The organism is Sulfurimonas sp. RIFOXYD2_FULL_34_21 (genome assembly GCF_001830805.1).
GTDB lineage: Bacteria > Campylobacterota > Campylobacteria > Campylobacterales > Sulfurimonadaceae > Sulfurimonas.
The window spans coordinates 243,714-259,124 of the sequence record NZ_MICH01000006.1 but is presented as its reverse complement, the minus strand read 5'-3'; the positions used below and the strand labels follow the sequence as shown (position 1 = coordinate 259,124).

The following is a 15,411-nucleotide window of genomic DNA, read 5'->3' as shown; positions in this document are numbered from 1 at the left end:
GCGATAGCGACAGTGACTCAGACAGTGATTCAGATTCAGATAGCGACAGTGACTCAGACTCAGACTCAGACTCAGACTCAGACTCAGACTCAGACTCAGACTCAGACTCAGACTCAGACTCAGACAGTGACAGTGATTCAGACTCTGATAGCGACAGTGATTCAGACTCTGATAGCGACAGTGATAGCGACTCAGACAGTGATTCAGATGACAAAGTTAAAGGTAATAATGGCTTTGGAAATGGGGATCAGGATGCACCAGGTAATTCTTTAGACAATAATAATGCAGAAAATGCGGCTGCAGCTGCCGTTGTTGAGGGTGAGAGCATTTTTGGCACAAGTAAAAATGATAATATTAATGGAACAGATGGTAATGACACTATAAATGCCGACAACGGAAATGATAAAGTTTATGGTGGTGATGGTGATGATGCTATAGATGGCGGAAAAGGCAACGATACCATAGATGGTGGTGCAGGTAATGACACTATTGACGGTGGCGTCGGAGTAGATACAATAAATGGTGGCGAAGATGATGACACAATTGATGGTGGAAAAGGCAACGACACAATTGACGGCGGTGAAGGTAACGACACAATTGACGGTGGAGACGGAAAAGATATAATTGATGGTGGTGAAGGTGATGATACTATAGAATTTGATAAAGGTGATACTATAGACGGTGGCGAAGGTTTTGACACTCTAAACGTTGATGAGGATATTGATTTTAGCAAACTAGATGAAATATCTAATATTGAAGAAATTGACTTAAGTGGAGACGGTGATCAAACTATTACATTGTCGTTAGAAGATGTAATTGATATCACAGATGGTGATAATGACCTTATTATAGAAGGTAATGCTGGAGATACAGTTCAACTTAACAGTAGTGAATGGTCTTTGGGTGGACATGAAGTTGATGATGATCAGTCATACGATGTTTATGATGCTACTGATGATAGTGGTGCATCATTAGAAATTGATACAGATATTAATGTTCAGTTTGATGAATAGTAAGTAATTATCTTCCTTTTGGGAGATAATAGTGAATAATATAAGGTAAAACATGTACTTTGTGTGTGTTTTACCTTTTTTTAATATTATTCTATTAGCAACATATATTATGAATTGTAATCTTAAGACTCTTTTTTATACTCAAGCTCTCCTGCTACAGCTTCTTTTTCACTTATAATCTTTTCTATTTGCTTTTTAACCATATCGTATCTAAATTGTTCTTTAAATCCAGCAATGCGACCGCCTGCAGCGTTAGGGTGTCCTCCACCGTTTGCCCATTCTTTAGATATTTGTGAAACACTTACATTATTATTTGCTCTTAAGCTCATTGTTCCACGATAGCTTACATCTACTATAAAATCATATTCCGGATATGCTAATAAAAAACCATTTCCTATTATTGACGTATTTCCAAGCCCATAACTTAAAAAACCTCTATATCCTTTATAATAAATTGTTTTTTCATCTTTAGCATTACCTAATAACTTGACAATGTATTCTGTCGCCAAATTATCAAGAGTATCATCTTTGTCTTTTTTAAAAAAATCTTTTTTTAACATGTGAATTTTTTCATCTAAAATAATAGGCGCATTTTCATTGTCAATGTATTTTGTAGATTTAAGTAAAAGAGATATTTTATATTCATTATCTTCATCCGCAAACATGATTTTATTTAATTCTCGTGTCTCTGTAATAAGACGCATACAAACTTTTCCATACTCAAAATTATCATGTTCTTCAATTTTCCACAAATCGACTGCATTTACGATATTTACAAATTTTTCCATCCAAAGCGGTTCATTTAGTGCATAATGCTCTTTTGCAAAATCGTAAGTAATTTTAGTAGCACATCTGTTTGTATCTAGCATATACCAATTGTATTTTTTTGCACTTTCTTCCCCTGTACCGTGATGATCTAAAAGAGTAAGTGTTATCTCTTTTTTCTTTTCAATTAATTTTTCAACTTCACTGTTTAGCCATTTAGACTCATCGGCAGTAAGATTTAAGTCAGTTATTAAAATAGTAGCGCTTATATCATCTTTTATAATGTTTTCTAATATCATTTCTAATTTTTGTTTTACTTCGGCACCATAATTTGCATTATAGTTAAAGAGTGTATATGGCGTATATTTCATTATTAACTGACAACTGTAACCGTCAAGGTCAGTATGTGATAGATGGTGAACTATTTTATTGTTCATTTTTTTCCTTATTTTTTTGGTTCTTTTATTGAGATGGAACCCATTACTTCAAAAGTAGCACTAGAGTCTATCTCTGCATGTGATAGCGTTACAACATCGAGAGAAAATCGCTCAAAAATTTCAGCAACAGCGCGACGAAGTCCCGGATCTACGATAATAACAACAGGAGATATTCCTTTTTGCAATAGTTCTGCCGCTTTAGCACTTGTTGCTTGAATAAGAGTATTTATTTCATTTACATTTAAAAGAAGATTTCTTGTTCCGTCACGTTCTTGAGATTTTTCCAGCATTAACTGTTCAGACGATGTATCAAATGTAAGTAGTCTAATAATTCCGTCTTCTCCCGAGTACATTTGCGTAATAATACGAGATAATTTGGCACGAACTTGTTCTGTGATAATATCAACATTTTTAGTATATTCAGCAATGTCTGCGATAGTTTCTAAGATTGTCAACATATCTTTAAGTGGGATTTTTTCATGTAAAAGAGCTTTAAGAACTCTTTGTATAAGCCCGATTGATGCAACTTTTTGTACATCATCTATAATAATAGGGAAATCATTTTTAATTTTATTTACTAATGTTTGAACTTCTTGACGAGTTAGAAGGTCTTCCGCATTTTGTTTTACAAGTTCACTCATGTGTGTAGAGATTACCGTAGCAGGATCAACGACCGTGTAACCATTTATAATTGCTTCTTCTTTTAAGTCAGGAGATATCCAAAGTGCATCAAGTCCAAATGCAGGCTCTTTGGTAGGTTCACCATTTATCTCACCTGTTGCCATACCGCTGTCCATTGCTAAAAATTTATCGGGCATTATTTTGCCTTCACCTATTGAGATACCCTTTAGAAGTATTTGGTATTGTTGCGGTTGAAGATGCAAATTGTCTCTTATACGAACTTGAGGCATTAAAAAACCAAAGTCTGATGCTATTTTTCTTCTCATTGAGCGGATTCTCTCTAGTAAATCACCGCCTTGAGAGCTATCTGCAAGACGTATTAATTGATAACCAAGCGTAAGTTCAAGCATCTCAACTTTTAGTATATCTTCAAGCGCACTTTCTTCCTCTTTTGCAATCTCTTCGTTAGATTTTACAGGTCTTACGGTACTCTTTTCCTTTGTTTTAAGTTCTTTATCTTTTGCAGATAAAAAACCATCAACATTTAGTATAGTTAATTCACCTTTTTCATATTTATAAATAGACCAACCAAGAAGTGCAAACATAATTCCTACAAATCCCATTGATGCGGTTGGAAGACCAGGAACTAAAGCAAATAAAATCATGATAAAGCCTACAATCATCATAATTTTTGCATTACCCATAATCTGGTTAATTGCACCTTCAGCAAAGTTATCGCCTTCTCCTGAAGAGCGGGTAATCATAATACCGGTAGCAGTAGAGATTATAAGAGCAGGAATTTGACCTACAAGCCCATCACCGATAGTTAAGAGCGTAAATGTAGTAGCACTGTCGCTAATACTCATTTTATGTTGAAAAACACCTATTAAAAATCCGCCTATAATATTGATAAGCGTAATTATTATACCGGCAACGGCATCGCCCTTTACAAACTTACTAGATCCATCCATAGCTCCGTAGAAATTTGCGTCCTGAAGGATTTCTGCTCTTCTTTTTTTTGCTTGTGCATCATCTATTAATCCTGCATTAAGATCTGCATCAACAGCCATCTGTTTTCCAGGCATTGAGTCAAGCGTAAAACGAGCAGCAACTTCTGCAACCCTTGTTGAACCTTTTGTAATAACCATAAAGTTAATAAGAACTAAAATAGAAAATACAATAATACCTATAACATAGTTTCCGCCTACAACAAAATCCCCAAAACTACTAATAATACTACTAACTGCATCAGGTCCTTCATGTCCGCTACTAAGAATCATTCTTGTTGTAGAAATGTTTAATGAGAGTCTAAAAAGCGTAAGTATAAGAATAAGAGTAGGAAAAGTCGTTAAATCGGTTGGTTTAGGCACATATAGCGAAATAAGTAAAATTAGTACTGCCAAAGCCATAGAAATCGTAAGCAAAACATCAAGTAAAGCGGATGGCAGTGGAACTATAATTATGGCTAAAATTGCCATTACAAAGACAACTACACTTAAATCTTTTTGAGATAGCAAAAAGTTTAAAGCTGTACCGACTTGCTGTCTAGATGTTAGTTTTTTTGCCAAGTTTTTACTCTAATACGTCTGCTAAAGTTAACTCTGCTAAGAAGGAGTCTATTTTGCCTTGTAGTTTATTTAAAAAAGGCCATATTGAACACAGAGATGCTTTGTCCATTGGGCAACTATCAATTGAAGGAGCACAATCAAAAACAGTAGGTGCTTTTCCCTCGACGGATGACATTATTTGTAACATGTTTATATCTTTTGGTTCTAGTAAAAGTGCAAAACCACCGTTTACGCCTTTAAAAGATTTTAAAATACCTTGTTTTGCCAATGATTGCAAAATTTTTGCTAAAAAACTTTTAGGAATTGAGAGTTGAGTTGAAAGCGTTTCGCTGTCCATGGGCGAAGAAGCTCTTGATAAAACTATAAGGGAGAGTATCGCATACTCACTAGCACGAGTTATTAACATGTTATTACTTTATTTTATTTTTGTAAATTATATCAAAAGAAGTTGAAATTAAAGAGTAAATTAGATATCATTTCACTTCAACTTTATACACTGATTTGTGTGACTGTTAGATTAAAATACCTTTTGGAGGCTATTATGGCTTTAGATTCGGCTAAAAAACAAGAAATTGTTACAAAATTCGGACGTGGTGAGAATGACACTGGTTCAAGTGAAGTTCAAATCGCTCTTTTAACACAGAGAATTAGTGATTTAACTGAACATTTAAAAGTGTTCAAAAAAGATCATGCATCAAGACTAGGTCTTTTAAAATTAGTTGGACAACGTCGTCGTCTTATGAAATATTTTAAAAGAAAAGATAAAGATGCTTATCTTAAGCTTATATCTGATTTAGGTATTAGAGATAATATATAAATTATTTGCAGTGCATTTACTTGCACTGCTTTACTCTTTTTGATTTTATAAAAAAATCTTAATAGCTCTTTTTAAATCTTCTTGTGTATCTATTCCAAATCCAGTACTAGCAACTTTAACCATACTTATCTTTTTTTGATGATAAATAGCACGCAACTGTTCTAATTTTTCTATATCTTCTATAGGTGCATCTTTTAGATTGCAAAACTCGTGAAGAGTTCTTTTGCTAAATCCGTAGATTCCTATATGTCCAAAGTATTGAGCTTCCCCACTTCTGTTATACGGTATCGGTGAGCGTGAAAAGTAGATAGCGTTATCTGCATCGTCAAGTACCACTTTTACTAAGTTTGCATCCTGTGCAGACTCGCTGTTTATTGAGTTGTAGCAGCTAGCCATTATAAACTCTTCACCGCTTTTTTTTAAAGACTCTAGCCTTTTTATAAGCATTTCAACAACTTCTGCCTCTATAAAAGGTTCATCTGCTTGTACATTTATAACTATCTCATTATCATCTATATTTAATATATTTGCACATTCATTTATGCGGTCTGTCCCGCTTTTATGAGTAGTAGAAGTCATCATAGCTTCTATACCGTACTCTTTACATGTAGAGATTATAAGCTCATCGTCTGCTGCTACTACTACTCTGCCTAAATGAGCAACTCTTTTTGCGGTTCTGACAACCATCGGTAATCCGCCGATATCTGCCAGTACTTTTTGCGGAAATCTTGTCGATGCAAGCCTCGCCGGAATAATAATCATATAACACCTTTATTTAATAGCTTTGAGATATAATTCCGTAATTATACTCTAAAAGGTCTTTTTTATGCTTCTTTATCAGCCGGACACCGGCTATTGCTATAATAGCGATTCGGTTTTTTTGTATGATTTTATAAATTCATTTAAACCGAAGGGAAGGGTTTTAGATGTTGGAGCAGGGTGTGGTGTAGTAGGACTTTTAGTTGCAAGAGACAACAAAAAAGTTGAACTAGAAGCTGTTGAAAAGCAGGATATTTTTGTAGAGTATGCAACAATAAATGCAAGAGTTAACGATATTGGCTATAAAATACATAAAAAAGATTTTTTAGAGTTTGAAGAAGATGTGAAATATGACTATATTATTTCAAATCCGCCTTTTTATCATGACGGTGTGACAAAAAGCCAAAATGAGATGTTATATAATGCGCGCTATAATGTCAACTTGCCGTTGGATAAGTTTTTTAAAAAGGTATCAAGAGTTTTAAAGCCTAAATCGCATTTCATATTTTGTTATGATGCATCTCAGTTTGGGCTTATATGCTTAGAACTTGAGAAAGTAAATATGAAGGCTGTTGATGTTCAGTTTATTCATCCAAAAATAGATAGAGGTGCATCACTCGTGATGATACATGCAAGAAACGGCTCAAAATCACTTATGAAAATTTGGGAACCGTTTATAAGTTTTGAATCGGATGAATTTTCACAAAAAGCAAAAAATATATATGAGAAAGCACGGACACAAAGTATAAAATGTCAAATATAATTAAAAAAGATGGATATAACTACTATTTTGATGCTTCTGCATGTTCGGCATGTAGTGCCAGATGCTGTACGGGAGAGAGTGGATATATACATGTAAATACTGATGAGATAGAAAATATATCTACTTTTATAGGCTTGGATACTCAAGATTTTATACAAAAATATCTTTTTAAAAACGGATATAAATATTCGATAAAAGAGAGAAAAATAGGTAGTAGTTACGAGTGTGCTTTTTACAACAGAGAATTAAACGGATGTGCAATTTATGAAGCGAGACCTATGCAGTGCATAACATTTCCTTTTTGGGACTATTTTAAAAACAGGGTTGATGAGTTAAAACAGGAGTGTCCGGGAGTGATTGATGCATAATTTAATAAAGTTTTTTTTAGTTATTGTATCTTTTACTATTTTTAGCGGTTGCTTAGGAGTTAAACCTGCTATAGAAGAGGTTAAAGCAAATAAAAAACTTTTTGAAAATGAGGATATATATATACTTAACGCACTCTATTTAGAAGAGCAAATGGATTATAATAATTCGTCTAATTTATTTAATATTCTCTACAAAGAGACTGATAAAAAAGAGTATTTGTATCGTTCCTTAAGAAATGATTTAGTTGCAAATGAAAATGAGAGAGCAGTTAAAAGAGTAGATGATATTGCTAATAATAAAATAGAAGATTTTGAGCTTACTAGAATTAAAATCATAGCATTAATAAAACTTGACAGACTTGTTCAAGCGAAAGAGCTTGCAATAAAGCTGGTTGAAATTTCAAGCAATGTAGAGGATTATCTGCTAGTTAGTGACATATATGTAAAACTTAAAAAATATGATACGGCGATTAAGTATTTAGAGAGTGCTTATATTAAAGATTACAATGAAAAAATATTGGAAAAAATAGCAATTATTTTATATGTAAATCTTCAAAGACAAAAAGATGCAATAGCACAACTAGAAACTCACTCAAGAATAAATGGCTGTTCTGAGTTTATTTGCAGTAAATTAATAGGATTTTATAGCAATGATAATAATATAGAGGGACTTTTATCAACTTATCTAAGATTGTATAAAATAAATTCCAGTAAAGATATCGCTATAAAAATTATTCAGATATACGGATATAAAAAAGATTATCCGGAAATGATAGAATTTTTGCAAGAGAGTCAAATTGATAATGATTTGCTACTGCAATTATATATTCAATATAAAAATTATACAAAAGCATCACAAACTGCAAAAATGCTTTACGAAGATAGCGGTGACGCTTCATATCTTGGACAAAGTGCTATTTTTGAGTATGAGAGTAGTAAAAATAAAAATGATAAGGCAATGCAAGAAAGTGTAATATCAAAGTTGAAAGAAGTTACTCAAATAATAAGAAAAGACGGCATGTATTTGAACTATTTAGGATATCTTTTAATAGATCATGATATTGATGTCAAAGAAGGAATTGAGTATGTTAAAGAGGCGCTGAAAATAGAGCCTAACTCTGCTTATTATCTTGACTCTCTTGCATGGGGATACTATAAACTTGGAAAATGTATAACAGCCGAAAATATAATGAAAAAAATAGATAAAATGCATGGCAGTAGTGATGAAGAGGTCGTAAAACACCTAAAAGCTATAGAAGAGTGTATTAAAAAAGGAAGAGGTAAAGATACAAAATGATTTTGGATGAAATAATTAAAAAAACAAAAGAAGATTTACAAAAAAGAGAAAAAGAGTTTTCGCTTGATTGGCTTGGTCGTTCATTGGCTTTTAATGCAAGAGCACCAAGAGATGTTATTCCGTATTTAAAAGCAACAAAAGAAGACCCATATAGAATAATTTCAGAGGTAAAAAAAGCTTCTCCTTCAAAAGGTGTAATTCGCGAAGATTTTGATCCGATTGCTATAGCACAAAGCTATGAAAGAGGAGGCGCAAGTGCGATTTCAGTGCTTACTGAACCTCATTTTTTTCAGGGAAATTTGGATTATTTAGGTCAGATTAGACGATATGTTAGTATTCCTCTGCTTAGAAAAGATTTTATAGTATCAAAATATCAAATTTTAGAAGCTATGGTTCACGGTGCTGATTTTATTTTACTGATTGCGGCGGCACTTAGCAAGTCTGAGTTAAAAGAACTTCTTAATTACACAAGACATTTAGGAATGGAAGCGTTGGTCGAAGTACATGATAAAAGCGATTTGGTAAAAGCTATATATGCAGGCAGTGATATTATAGGAATAAATCATAGAAATTTGCAAACTTTTGAGATGAATATGAATTTGTCATATGAACTGATACCTATGATACCAAACGGAAAAATTATTGTTGCTGAGAGCGGTATATACGAGCACGGTCAGCTTGAAGATTTAAGCAAAGCTGGAGTAGATGCATTTTTAGTCGGAGAATCTTTAATGCGTGAAAAAAATGAAGAAGAGGCCTTAAGAAAATTAAAGTTTGGTTAAAAGTATTTGGTTAAAATGGTAATCTCTTCTATAAAGGTGGTTAAATGATAAAATTTTTAATTGTGTTTTGCTTTAGTTTGGTTCTTTTTGCTAAAGAGGATGCGAATGTTTATACTGTTCAGCTCTTTTCAGATAACAACATAGAAACTGCAAAAAGATTGCTTGAGAGAGTTCCACCGGAGTTTAAAAGTGAGACACACCTTTATAAAGTAGATGGTTATTATAAAGCCAGATATTTTCAAAGCCCGTCATATAGTGCAATAAAACTACAGGCAAGTAAAATACAAAAAGCGGGATTTAAAGGTGCTTTTGCCGTAAAAACTACTAAATTGCAAATGAACAAAGAGTTAATAGGCGATAAAAAGAGTGAAGTCATTACGGTAAAACCTATGCTAACACATGTAAATAAAGAACTTGAAGAAAAAAATAAAAAAGAGATACCCAAAAAAGAGATTCCTAGAAAAAATATTCAAAACAATAAACCTCAATTAAACAAATCTGACAAATTAAATAAATCTGATATTTTACAAAAAGCTAAAAGTGCCTATTTGAAAGGGGATGAAGGCGAAGCGCTTAGATATTATGAGCAGGCTCTCTCTAAAGGTTTTGCAAATGAAGAAGCTAGAAATAATCTTTGCTATCTTTATGGTAAACAAGGAACACTCTCAAAAGCAAAAGAGGTTATAAAAGGTCAAAGACATAAGGATAAACTAATTTATTCGTATGCATACGGAGCTGTAGAGAGTAATCAAAAAAACTATTATAATGATATGAAAGAATACATTGAATCAGACGGTAACGGTAAGTTAACAATGCTTAGCGGATACTATTTTGAAAAAAATAAAGATATGCAAATGGCAGAGGAACTTTATAAAAAGGCATACGAAAAAAATCCTACCGATGTTTACAATATTTATGCTTATGCCCGTCTTTTTGATATAAAGAAGAATGCTCAGGCAGTAAATATATATAAAGATATTTTAAAAAGCATTGATAATACTCACCCTCTATACGACACGATTGTAAAGAGAGTGGCTGATTTAGAGTAGTATGTAAATTAATCTTTGGGTGATAGGAGTTTCTTCGCACACTCGTTTATTCTTTTGCCATCAGCTTTGCCTGATAACTCTTTTGAAGCACTCCCCATAACTCTTCCGATATCTTTTACGGTTGTCGCTCCGATATTTGTGATAATATCTCTAAGTGCAGATTCTAACTCATCGTCATTTAATTGAGCGGGTAAGTATTGTAAATATATAGCTATCTCATCAAGTTCAATTTGCATTAAATCATCACGTCCGGCAGCCTTATACTGTGCTGCAGAGTCGTCTCTTCTTTTTACTTGAGATTGTATGATTTTTATAACATCTTCATCGTTTAGCTCTTTTCTCTCGTCAACTTCTATCTGTTTAAAAGCACTTGTTAAAAGCCTAAGCGCATCCCTTTTTTTATTATCTTTTGTTTTCATAGCATCTTTTACGTCTTGATTAATTTGTTCTCTTATACTCATAATTGATTTGCCTTTTATGGAACTATATTTGCTGTATTATAACTAAATAAATATATTTAATTCAAAGAGTTCATTATGATGAAACGTTTTTTAATATTATTGGTACCTTTTTATGTTATACTCTTTTTATCAGGATGTACTGCAAAATTAGTAGATCCGGAGATTGATTTTAAGCCTCCTGCGTATGTTGAGGGGATGCCGTCAAAAGAAGATAATAAGGATTTTACGTCTGTAGGAAGTATATTCGGACAGGGGGATAATCCTCTTTTTTCTGATCATAAGGCAATGCATGTAAATGATATAGTAACGGTTGTAATTTCAGAGAATGCACAAAGTTCAAATACCGGCTCGAAACAGCTTAGCGAGAGTGATGCTATTGGACTTAGCGGCGGTGCTTTCACACCGGCTGGGACAAATTCTGCCGTTAATTCAGCTCTTGGAAAAGTAAACGGAATTACAAATGTAGGGTTTAGTGCAAGTAGCGATAATGCATATAAAGGTCAGGGCAGTGCTACAAAAGATGCATCATTTACTACTACTGTCTCTGCTAGGATAGTTAAAGTTTTACAAAACGGGAACTATTTTATATCCGGTAAAAGAGAAATTTTAGTAGATGATCAAAAGCAAATTATACAAATCGGCGGAGTTATCCGCCCTTATGATATAGATCAAAGTAACAGAATCAACTCTTCGCAGATAAGTGAAGCGAAAATTCTTTATAAAACAGAGGGAGATGTTGAACGTGCTACGCAAGAGGGTTGGGGATCAAAACTTATTAAATCGGCTTGGCCATTTTAGTTTAGGGCTGTTAATTTGTTTTTCAACGCTTAGTGCCGAAGAGAGTTTTAAAGATTTTAAAAAATCTCAATCAGACTCTTTTAAAAAATATAAAGATGAGAGAGATAATGCTTTTAGGGAGTATTTAAAACAGGAATGGGGAGCGTACAAAGCATCTTTATCTGCACCGCTTTATGAAAATAAAAAACCACTAGAGATTTTGCAAACTACTCCTCAAGCGATAAAACCTGCAGGTCCTAAAATCAACATACAAATTGAGGGGATAAAAAAAGTTGAAGAAAAACTGCCGGAAGATAATGCAACATCAAAAGGCAGACAAACAATAATAATATCTTTAGAAACAAAACCAAAAGATATAATATTTGATTTTTATGGAACTAAATTAGGATTTGATATTCCAGAGGGCATAAAAAAAGCAAACTATTATCCTCAAAATCAGGTTGGAATATCAAATTTTTTTAATACGGCAGCTTCTAGTGAATATGAAGCGCTTATATTAGATATACAAAAAGTTTCAAAAATGATGAATTTAAATGATTGGGGCATTTATCTTTTAGTTTCAAAAATTTCACAAAGCCTCTTTACATCTCAAGACAATGCAAAACTTTTAAGCTGGTTTATCTTTAGTAAATTGGGGTATGCCGTAAAAATAGGTTTGGCAAATACACATGTAGTTTTGATGCACTACAGCGAAAAAATTATATACTCTACACTTAATTGCAGTTTTGGAGATAAAAAATATTACGTAGTTGCAAATTACGCCAAAGAGAATCTAGGAAGAGTCTTTTCTTATAAACAAGATTATCCTAATTCTACAAAGGCACTTGATTTGTCTTTAGATACGCTCCCACTTTTAGAAGAAAATACACAGAGTAAAACTTTGAGTTTTTCTCAATTTGGGAAAAGTTATGCACTGCCTATAACGTACAATAAAAATCTTATTGACTTTATGTCTTCTTATCCTCAAGCGGATTATGAAACTTTTTTCAATGCGCCGATAGAGAGTAAAACTTATCGTGATTTAGCAGCATCTCTTAAAAAGTATATAGATGGAAAAAATGCGAGTGAAGCTCTCAACTTTGTACTAAATTTTGTTCAAAATGCTTTTAAATACGAACAAGACGATCAGCAATTCGGCAGAGAAAAAGTTATGTTTGCACAAGAGACTCTCTACTTTAATAAGTCTGATTGTGAGGATAGAGCAATTTTATTTTCATATTTGGTTAAAGAACTGTTTAATATAAGCGTCATCGGCGTAAAGTATAAAGACCACATGTCAACGGCAATTTATATACCTATTGAAGGAGATAATGTTATGGCAGGAAACAAAAAATACGTTATTGCTGACCCTACCTATATAGATGCAAATATCGGTATGAGTATGCCAAAATACAAATCTATAAAACCGCAAAGTTATATTTTTATAAAAAAAGACTAGAATACATACAATGGAAAATAAATATAATGACTCTTTAACCGGTATCTCAAACAGATTTGCTCTTATGGAGTATTTGCAAAATGTCCAACATGCAAATCTTTTTTTAATTGACATAGATAATTTTAGCAATATTAACGGAGCCTATGGATTTGAAATGGGCGATATTGCTTTGGTGGAAATTGCAAGATTATTAGAAGTAGCAAAACCGTTTAACTGTGAACTTTTTAGGATAAATTCAGATGAATTTGTACTAGTTTCATTAAGTGTATTGAGCCACAATAGTCTTTCCGAAGCGGCAAGTTCTATGGTCTCTTTTTTTGACCATACGGAGATACATATTTCAAATAATATATACATAAAAGTAAGTATAAGTATCGGTATTTCCATAGGACATGGTAATGAGTTGTTAAATCATGCAAAGACAGCTATTAAAGAATTAAGAGAACACAGAAGAGGACACTCAAGAATTTACGATCCAAATTCAATTTTTATAAAAAAACAAAAAGAGAATACGCATTGGGTGCGTAAAATAAGAGAAGCGTTTGAAAAAGAGCAATTAGTTACTTATTATCAGCCCATAATAAATAATAAAACAAAAAAAATAGAAAAATATGAGTGTCTTGTTAGAATAAATGATGAGGGAATTCTTATTCCGCCAATTAGATTTATGGAAGCGTCAAGGCTCACCGGGACACTCTCTTTGGTTACAAAAAGTGTTATTGAACAGAGCTTTAAAAGGTTTAGTGCTACGGAATATGAATTTTCAATTAATATAACTAATACAGATTTGTATTTAAACTATTTAGAAGAGTATCTTTTAAAAAATGCAAAAAAATATAATATTAACCCATCAAGAGTCGCACTAGAAATATTGGAAGATATTGATACTCTTGATACTCCTGCGATTCTTTCTCAATTAGACTCACTCAGAAATCACGGTTTTAAGATATCAATTGATGATTTTGGAAGTAGAAGTTCAAACTTCTCTAGGCTTTTAGAGTTTTCACCTGATTACCTAAAAATAGACGGGCGATTTATAAAAAATATATTAAGCGATAAAAAGAGTATGGTTATTGTTGAAGCTATAGTTTTGCTTTGTAGAACAAGCAATATAAAAGTTATAGCAGAGTATGTTCACAATGCTGAAGTTCAGGCTAGGGTTGAAGAGCTGAACATAGATTATTCTCAAGGATACTATTTTGGTGAGCCAAATGAGGAGCTAGTAGAGGTATAACTGCATTCAAAGTTTTAATGAGATAAAATTTCATTATAGCTAATATAAGGCAATTGATAAATGAAGTATAAGATAGCCATAGCCGGAACAGGGTATGTGGGTTTAAGCAATGGAATTTTATTATCACAGCATAATGAAGTCGTAGCACTCGATATAGTTGCGCAAAAAGTTCAGATGATAAATGAAAAAAAATCTCCCATAGAAGACAAAGAGATAGAGGAGTATCTGCAAAGAGACGACTTAAATTTTCATGCAACGCTTGATAAAAATGAGGCTTATAAGGGCGCTGATTATGTAATCATAGCAACTCCTACCGATTATGATCCCCAAACAAACTACTTTAACACAAAATCAATTGAGTTTGTAATATCAGATGTTTTAAGTATAAATCCAGATGCCGTGATGATTATTAAATCAACTATCCCTGTAGGTTATGTAAACTCTTTAAAAGAGAGATTTGAAACAGATAATATCATCTTCTCTCCCGAGTTTTTGCGAGAGGGCAAAGCTTTACATGATAATCTTTATCCAAGCCGTATAATAGTCGGTGAAAAGAGCAAAAGAGCAGAAATTTTTGCAAATCTACTTGCCGAGGGTGCTATAAAAAAAGATATTGATATTCTTTTTACCGACTCAACGGAAGCTGAAGCCATAAAGCTTTTTGCAAACACATATCTTGCAATGAGGGTAGCTTACTTTAACGAACTTGACTCTTATGCTCAAACTCACGGTCTTGATACAAAACAGATTATAGAAGGTATCGGGCTTGATCCTAGAATAGGCACTCATTATAACAATCCATCTTTTGGATACGGCGGATATTGTTTGCCAAAAGATACGAAACAACTTTTAGCTAACTATAAAGACGTGCCCTCTAATATGATAGAAGCGATAGTAAAAGCAAACAGTACTAGAAAAGATTTTATAGCTGATAGTATTATAAATAAAAATCCTAAGATAGTAGGTGTTTACAGACTTGTTATGAAAAGCGGAAGCGATAATTTTAGAAGCTCTGCCATTCAAGGTATTATGAAACGAATCAAAGCAAAGGGTATAGAGGTAGTTGTTTATGAGCCTGTTATACAAGAAGATGAGTTCTTTAAATCAAGAGTTATTAAAGATTTACAAGAGTTTAAAAAGATAAGCGATGTAATTGTGGCAAACAGACTTAGCGAGTCTATTATGGATGTAAAAGATAAAGTCTATACAAGAGATATATTTAACAGTGACAGCTAAAGGAT

Annotated in this window: 16 protein-coding genes; 11 read left to right on the top strand and 5 right to left on the bottom strand. The window is 32.9% G+C overall.

Going from position 1 to position 15,411, the window contains the following annotated elements; all coding sequences use genetic code 11:
• Nucleotides 1-1,013: calcium-binding protein (locus tag A2530_RS04860; protein WP_294891474.1), on the top strand; the 1,013-nt coding region annotated here is incomplete at its 5' end.
• A gap of 122 nt (nt 1,014-1,135) precedes the next feature.
• Here the strand turns inward: A2530_RS04860 and A2530_RS04855 are convergent.
• The 3 genes from A2530_RS04855 to A2530_RS04845 are packed head-to-tail and all read right to left on the bottom strand — an operon-like array spanning nt 1,136 to nt 4,810.
• Entirely contained in the window at nt 1,136-2,215 is a 1,080-nt protein-coding gene (locus tag A2530_RS04855; RefSeq protein WP_294886146.1) for a phosphoesterase, read from the bottom strand.
• An 8-nt stretch (nt 2,216-2,223) separates the two neighbouring features.
• The gene (flhA, locus tag A2530_RS04850; protein ID WP_294886144.1) at nt 2,224-4,404 is read right to left on the bottom strand and encodes a flagellar biosynthesis protein FlhA; all 2,181 of its coding nucleotides are present in this window, start codon (nt 4,402-4,404) and stop codon (nt 2,224-2,226) included.
• Between the two features lie 4 nt (nt 4,405-4,408).
• Complete coding sequence (locus A2530_RS04845) at nt 4,409-4,810, bottom strand: Rrf2 family transcriptional regulator (RefSeq protein ID WP_294886143.1); 402 nt, start codon at nt 4,808-4,810, stop codon at nt 4,409-4,411.
• A 135-nt stretch (nt 4,811-4,945) separates the two neighbouring features.
• On the opposite strand from A2530_RS04845, the gene rpsO reads away from it, so the two are divergent.
• Complete coding sequence (gene rpsO / locus A2530_RS04840) at nt 4,946-5,221, top strand: 30S ribosomal protein S15 (protein WP_294886142.1); 276 nt, start codon at nt 4,946-4,948, stop codon at nt 5,219-5,221.
• Nucleotides 5,222-5,266: 45 nt separating this feature from the next.
• On the opposite strand, the gene kdsB is transcribed toward rpsO, so the two are convergent.
• Nucleotides 5,267-5,983, bottom strand: a complete 717-nt coding sequence (kdsB, locus tag A2530_RS04835; RefSeq protein ID WP_294886140.1) for a 3-deoxy-manno-octulosonate cytidylyltransferase — start codon at nt 5,981-5,983, stop codon at nt 5,267-5,269.
• A gap of 64 nt (nt 5,984-6,047) precedes the next feature.
• Between kdsB and A2530_RS04830 the strand changes: the two genes are divergently transcribed.
• From A2530_RS04830 to A2530_RS04810, 5 genes are read left to right on the top strand one after another with little or no spacing between them, the layout of a single operon-like run.
• Nucleotides 6,048-6,743, top strand: a complete 696-nt coding sequence (locus A2530_RS04830; RefSeq protein WP_294886138.1) for a methyltransferase — start codon at nt 6,048-6,050, stop codon at nt 6,741-6,743.
• Nucleotides 6,731-7,111: a YkgJ family cysteine cluster protein gene (locus A2530_RS04825; protein ID WP_294886136.1), complete on the top strand. Its 381-nt coding sequence runs from the start codon at nt 6,731-6,733 to the stop codon at nt 7,109-7,111. The genes A2530_RS04830 and A2530_RS04825 overlap by 13 nt, the downstream gene beginning before the upstream one ends.
• Entirely contained in the window at nt 7,104-8,408 is a 1,305-nt protein-coding gene (locus A2530_RS04820; RefSeq protein WP_294886135.1) for a hypothetical protein, read from the top strand. The genes A2530_RS04825 and A2530_RS04820 overlap by 8 nt, the downstream gene beginning before the upstream one ends.
• Complete coding sequence (trpC, locus tag A2530_RS04815) at nt 8,405-9,190, top strand: indole-3-glycerol phosphate synthase TrpC (RefSeq protein ID WP_294886133.1); 786 nt, start codon at nt 8,405-8,407, stop codon at nt 9,188-9,190. Before A2530_RS04820 ends, trpC begins: the two co-directional genes overlap by 4 nt.
• Before the next feature lie 44 nt (nt 9,191-9,234).
• Complete coding sequence (locus tag A2530_RS04810) at nt 9,235-10,239, top strand: hypothetical protein (RefSeq protein ID WP_294886131.1); 1,005 nt, start codon at nt 9,235-9,237, stop codon at nt 10,237-10,239.
• Nucleotides 10,240-10,247: 8 nt separating this feature from the next.
• Here A2530_RS04810 and A2530_RS04805 read toward each other — a convergent pair whose 3' ends face one another.
• Complete coding sequence (locus A2530_RS04805; RefSeq protein ID WP_294886130.1) at nt 10,248-10,700, bottom strand: GatB/YqeY domain-containing protein; 453 nt, start codon at nt 10,698-10,700, stop codon at nt 10,248-10,250.
• 78 nt (nt 10,701-10,778) lie between these two features.
• Here A2530_RS04805 and flgH point away from each other — a divergent pair, with 78 nt between their 5' ends.
• From flgH to A2530_RS04785, 4 genes are read left to right on the top strand one after another with little or no spacing between them, the layout of a single operon-like run.
• Nucleotides 10,779-11,498, top strand: coding sequence for a flagellar basal body L-ring protein FlgH (flgH, locus tag A2530_RS04800; protein ID WP_294886156.1), 720 nt, complete (start codon nt 10,779-10,781; stop codon nt 11,496-11,498).
• A complete protein-coding gene (locus A2530_RS04795; RefSeq protein ID WP_294886128.1) occupies nt 11,434-12,936 on the top strand; it encodes a hypothetical protein in 1,503 nt (500 codons plus the stop codon). The genes flgH and A2530_RS04795 overlap by 65 nt, the downstream gene beginning before the upstream one ends.
• 10 nt (nt 12,937-12,946) lie before the next feature.
• A complete protein-coding gene (locus tag A2530_RS04790) occupies nt 12,947-14,170 on the top strand; it encodes a phosphodiesterase (protein WP_294886126.1) in 1,224 nt (407 codons plus the stop codon).
• A 60-nt stretch (nt 14,171-14,230) separates the two neighbouring features.
• Nucleotides 14,231-15,406, top strand: a complete 1,176-nt coding sequence (locus A2530_RS04785) for a nucleotide sugar dehydrogenase (protein WP_294886124.1) — start codon at nt 14,231-14,233, stop codon at nt 15,404-15,406.
• Nucleotides 15,407-15,411 lie beyond the last annotated feature (5 nt).

Excerpts from the sequence above, each read along its gene's own strand:
- A2530_RS04855 (WP_294886146.1), bottom strand. The coding sequence starts at position 2,215 with ATGAACAATAAAATAGTTCACCATCTATCACATACTGACCTTGACGGT.
- A2530_RS04845 (WP_294886143.1), bottom strand. The coding sequence starts at position 4,810 with ATGTTAATAACTCGTGCTAGTGAGTATGCGATACTCTCCCTTATAGTT.
- rpsO (WP_294886142.1), top strand. The coding sequence starts at position 4,946 with ATGGCTTTAGATTCGGCTAAAAAACAAGAAATTGTTACAAAATTCGGA.
- kdsB (WP_294886140.1), bottom strand. The coding sequence starts at position 5,983 with ATGATTATTATTCCGGCGAGGCTTGCATCGACAAGATTTCCGCAAAAA.
- A2530_RS04830 (WP_294886138.1), top strand. The coding sequence starts at position 6,048 with ATGCTTCTTTATCAGCCGGACACCGGCTATTGCTATAATAGCGATTCG.
- A2530_RS04825 (WP_294886136.1), top strand. The coding sequence starts at position 6,731 with ATGTCAAATATAATTAAAAAAGATGGATATAACTACTATTTTGATGCT.
- A2530_RS04820 (WP_294886135.1), top strand. The coding sequence starts at position 7,104 with ATGCATAATTTAATAAAGTTTTTTTTAGTTATTGTATCTTTTACTATT.
- trpC (WP_294886133.1), top strand. The coding sequence starts at position 8,405 with ATGATTTTGGATGAAATAATTAAAAAAACAAAAGAAGATTTACAAAAA.
- A2530_RS04810 (WP_294886131.1), top strand. The coding sequence starts at position 9,235 with ATGATAAAATTTTTAATTGTGTTTTGCTTTAGTTTGGTTCTTTTTGCT.
- A2530_RS04805 (WP_294886130.1), bottom strand. The coding sequence starts at position 10,700 with ATGAGTATAAGAGAACAAATTAATCAAGACGTAAAAGATGCTATGAAA.
- flgH (WP_294886156.1), top strand. The coding sequence starts at position 10,779 with ATGAAACGTTTTTTAATATTATTGGTACCTTTTTATGTTATACTCTTT.
- A2530_RS04795 (WP_294886128.1), top strand. The coding sequence starts at position 11,434 with ATGTTGAACGTGCTACGCAAGAGGGTTGGGGATCAAAACTTATTAAAT.
- A2530_RS04790 (WP_294886126.1), top strand. The coding sequence starts at position 12,947 with ATGGAAAATAAATATAATGACTCTTTAACCGGTATCTCAAACAGATTT.
- A2530_RS04785 (WP_294886124.1), top strand. The coding sequence starts at position 14,231 with ATGAAGTATAAGATAGCCATAGCCGGAACAGGGTATGTGGGTTTAAGC.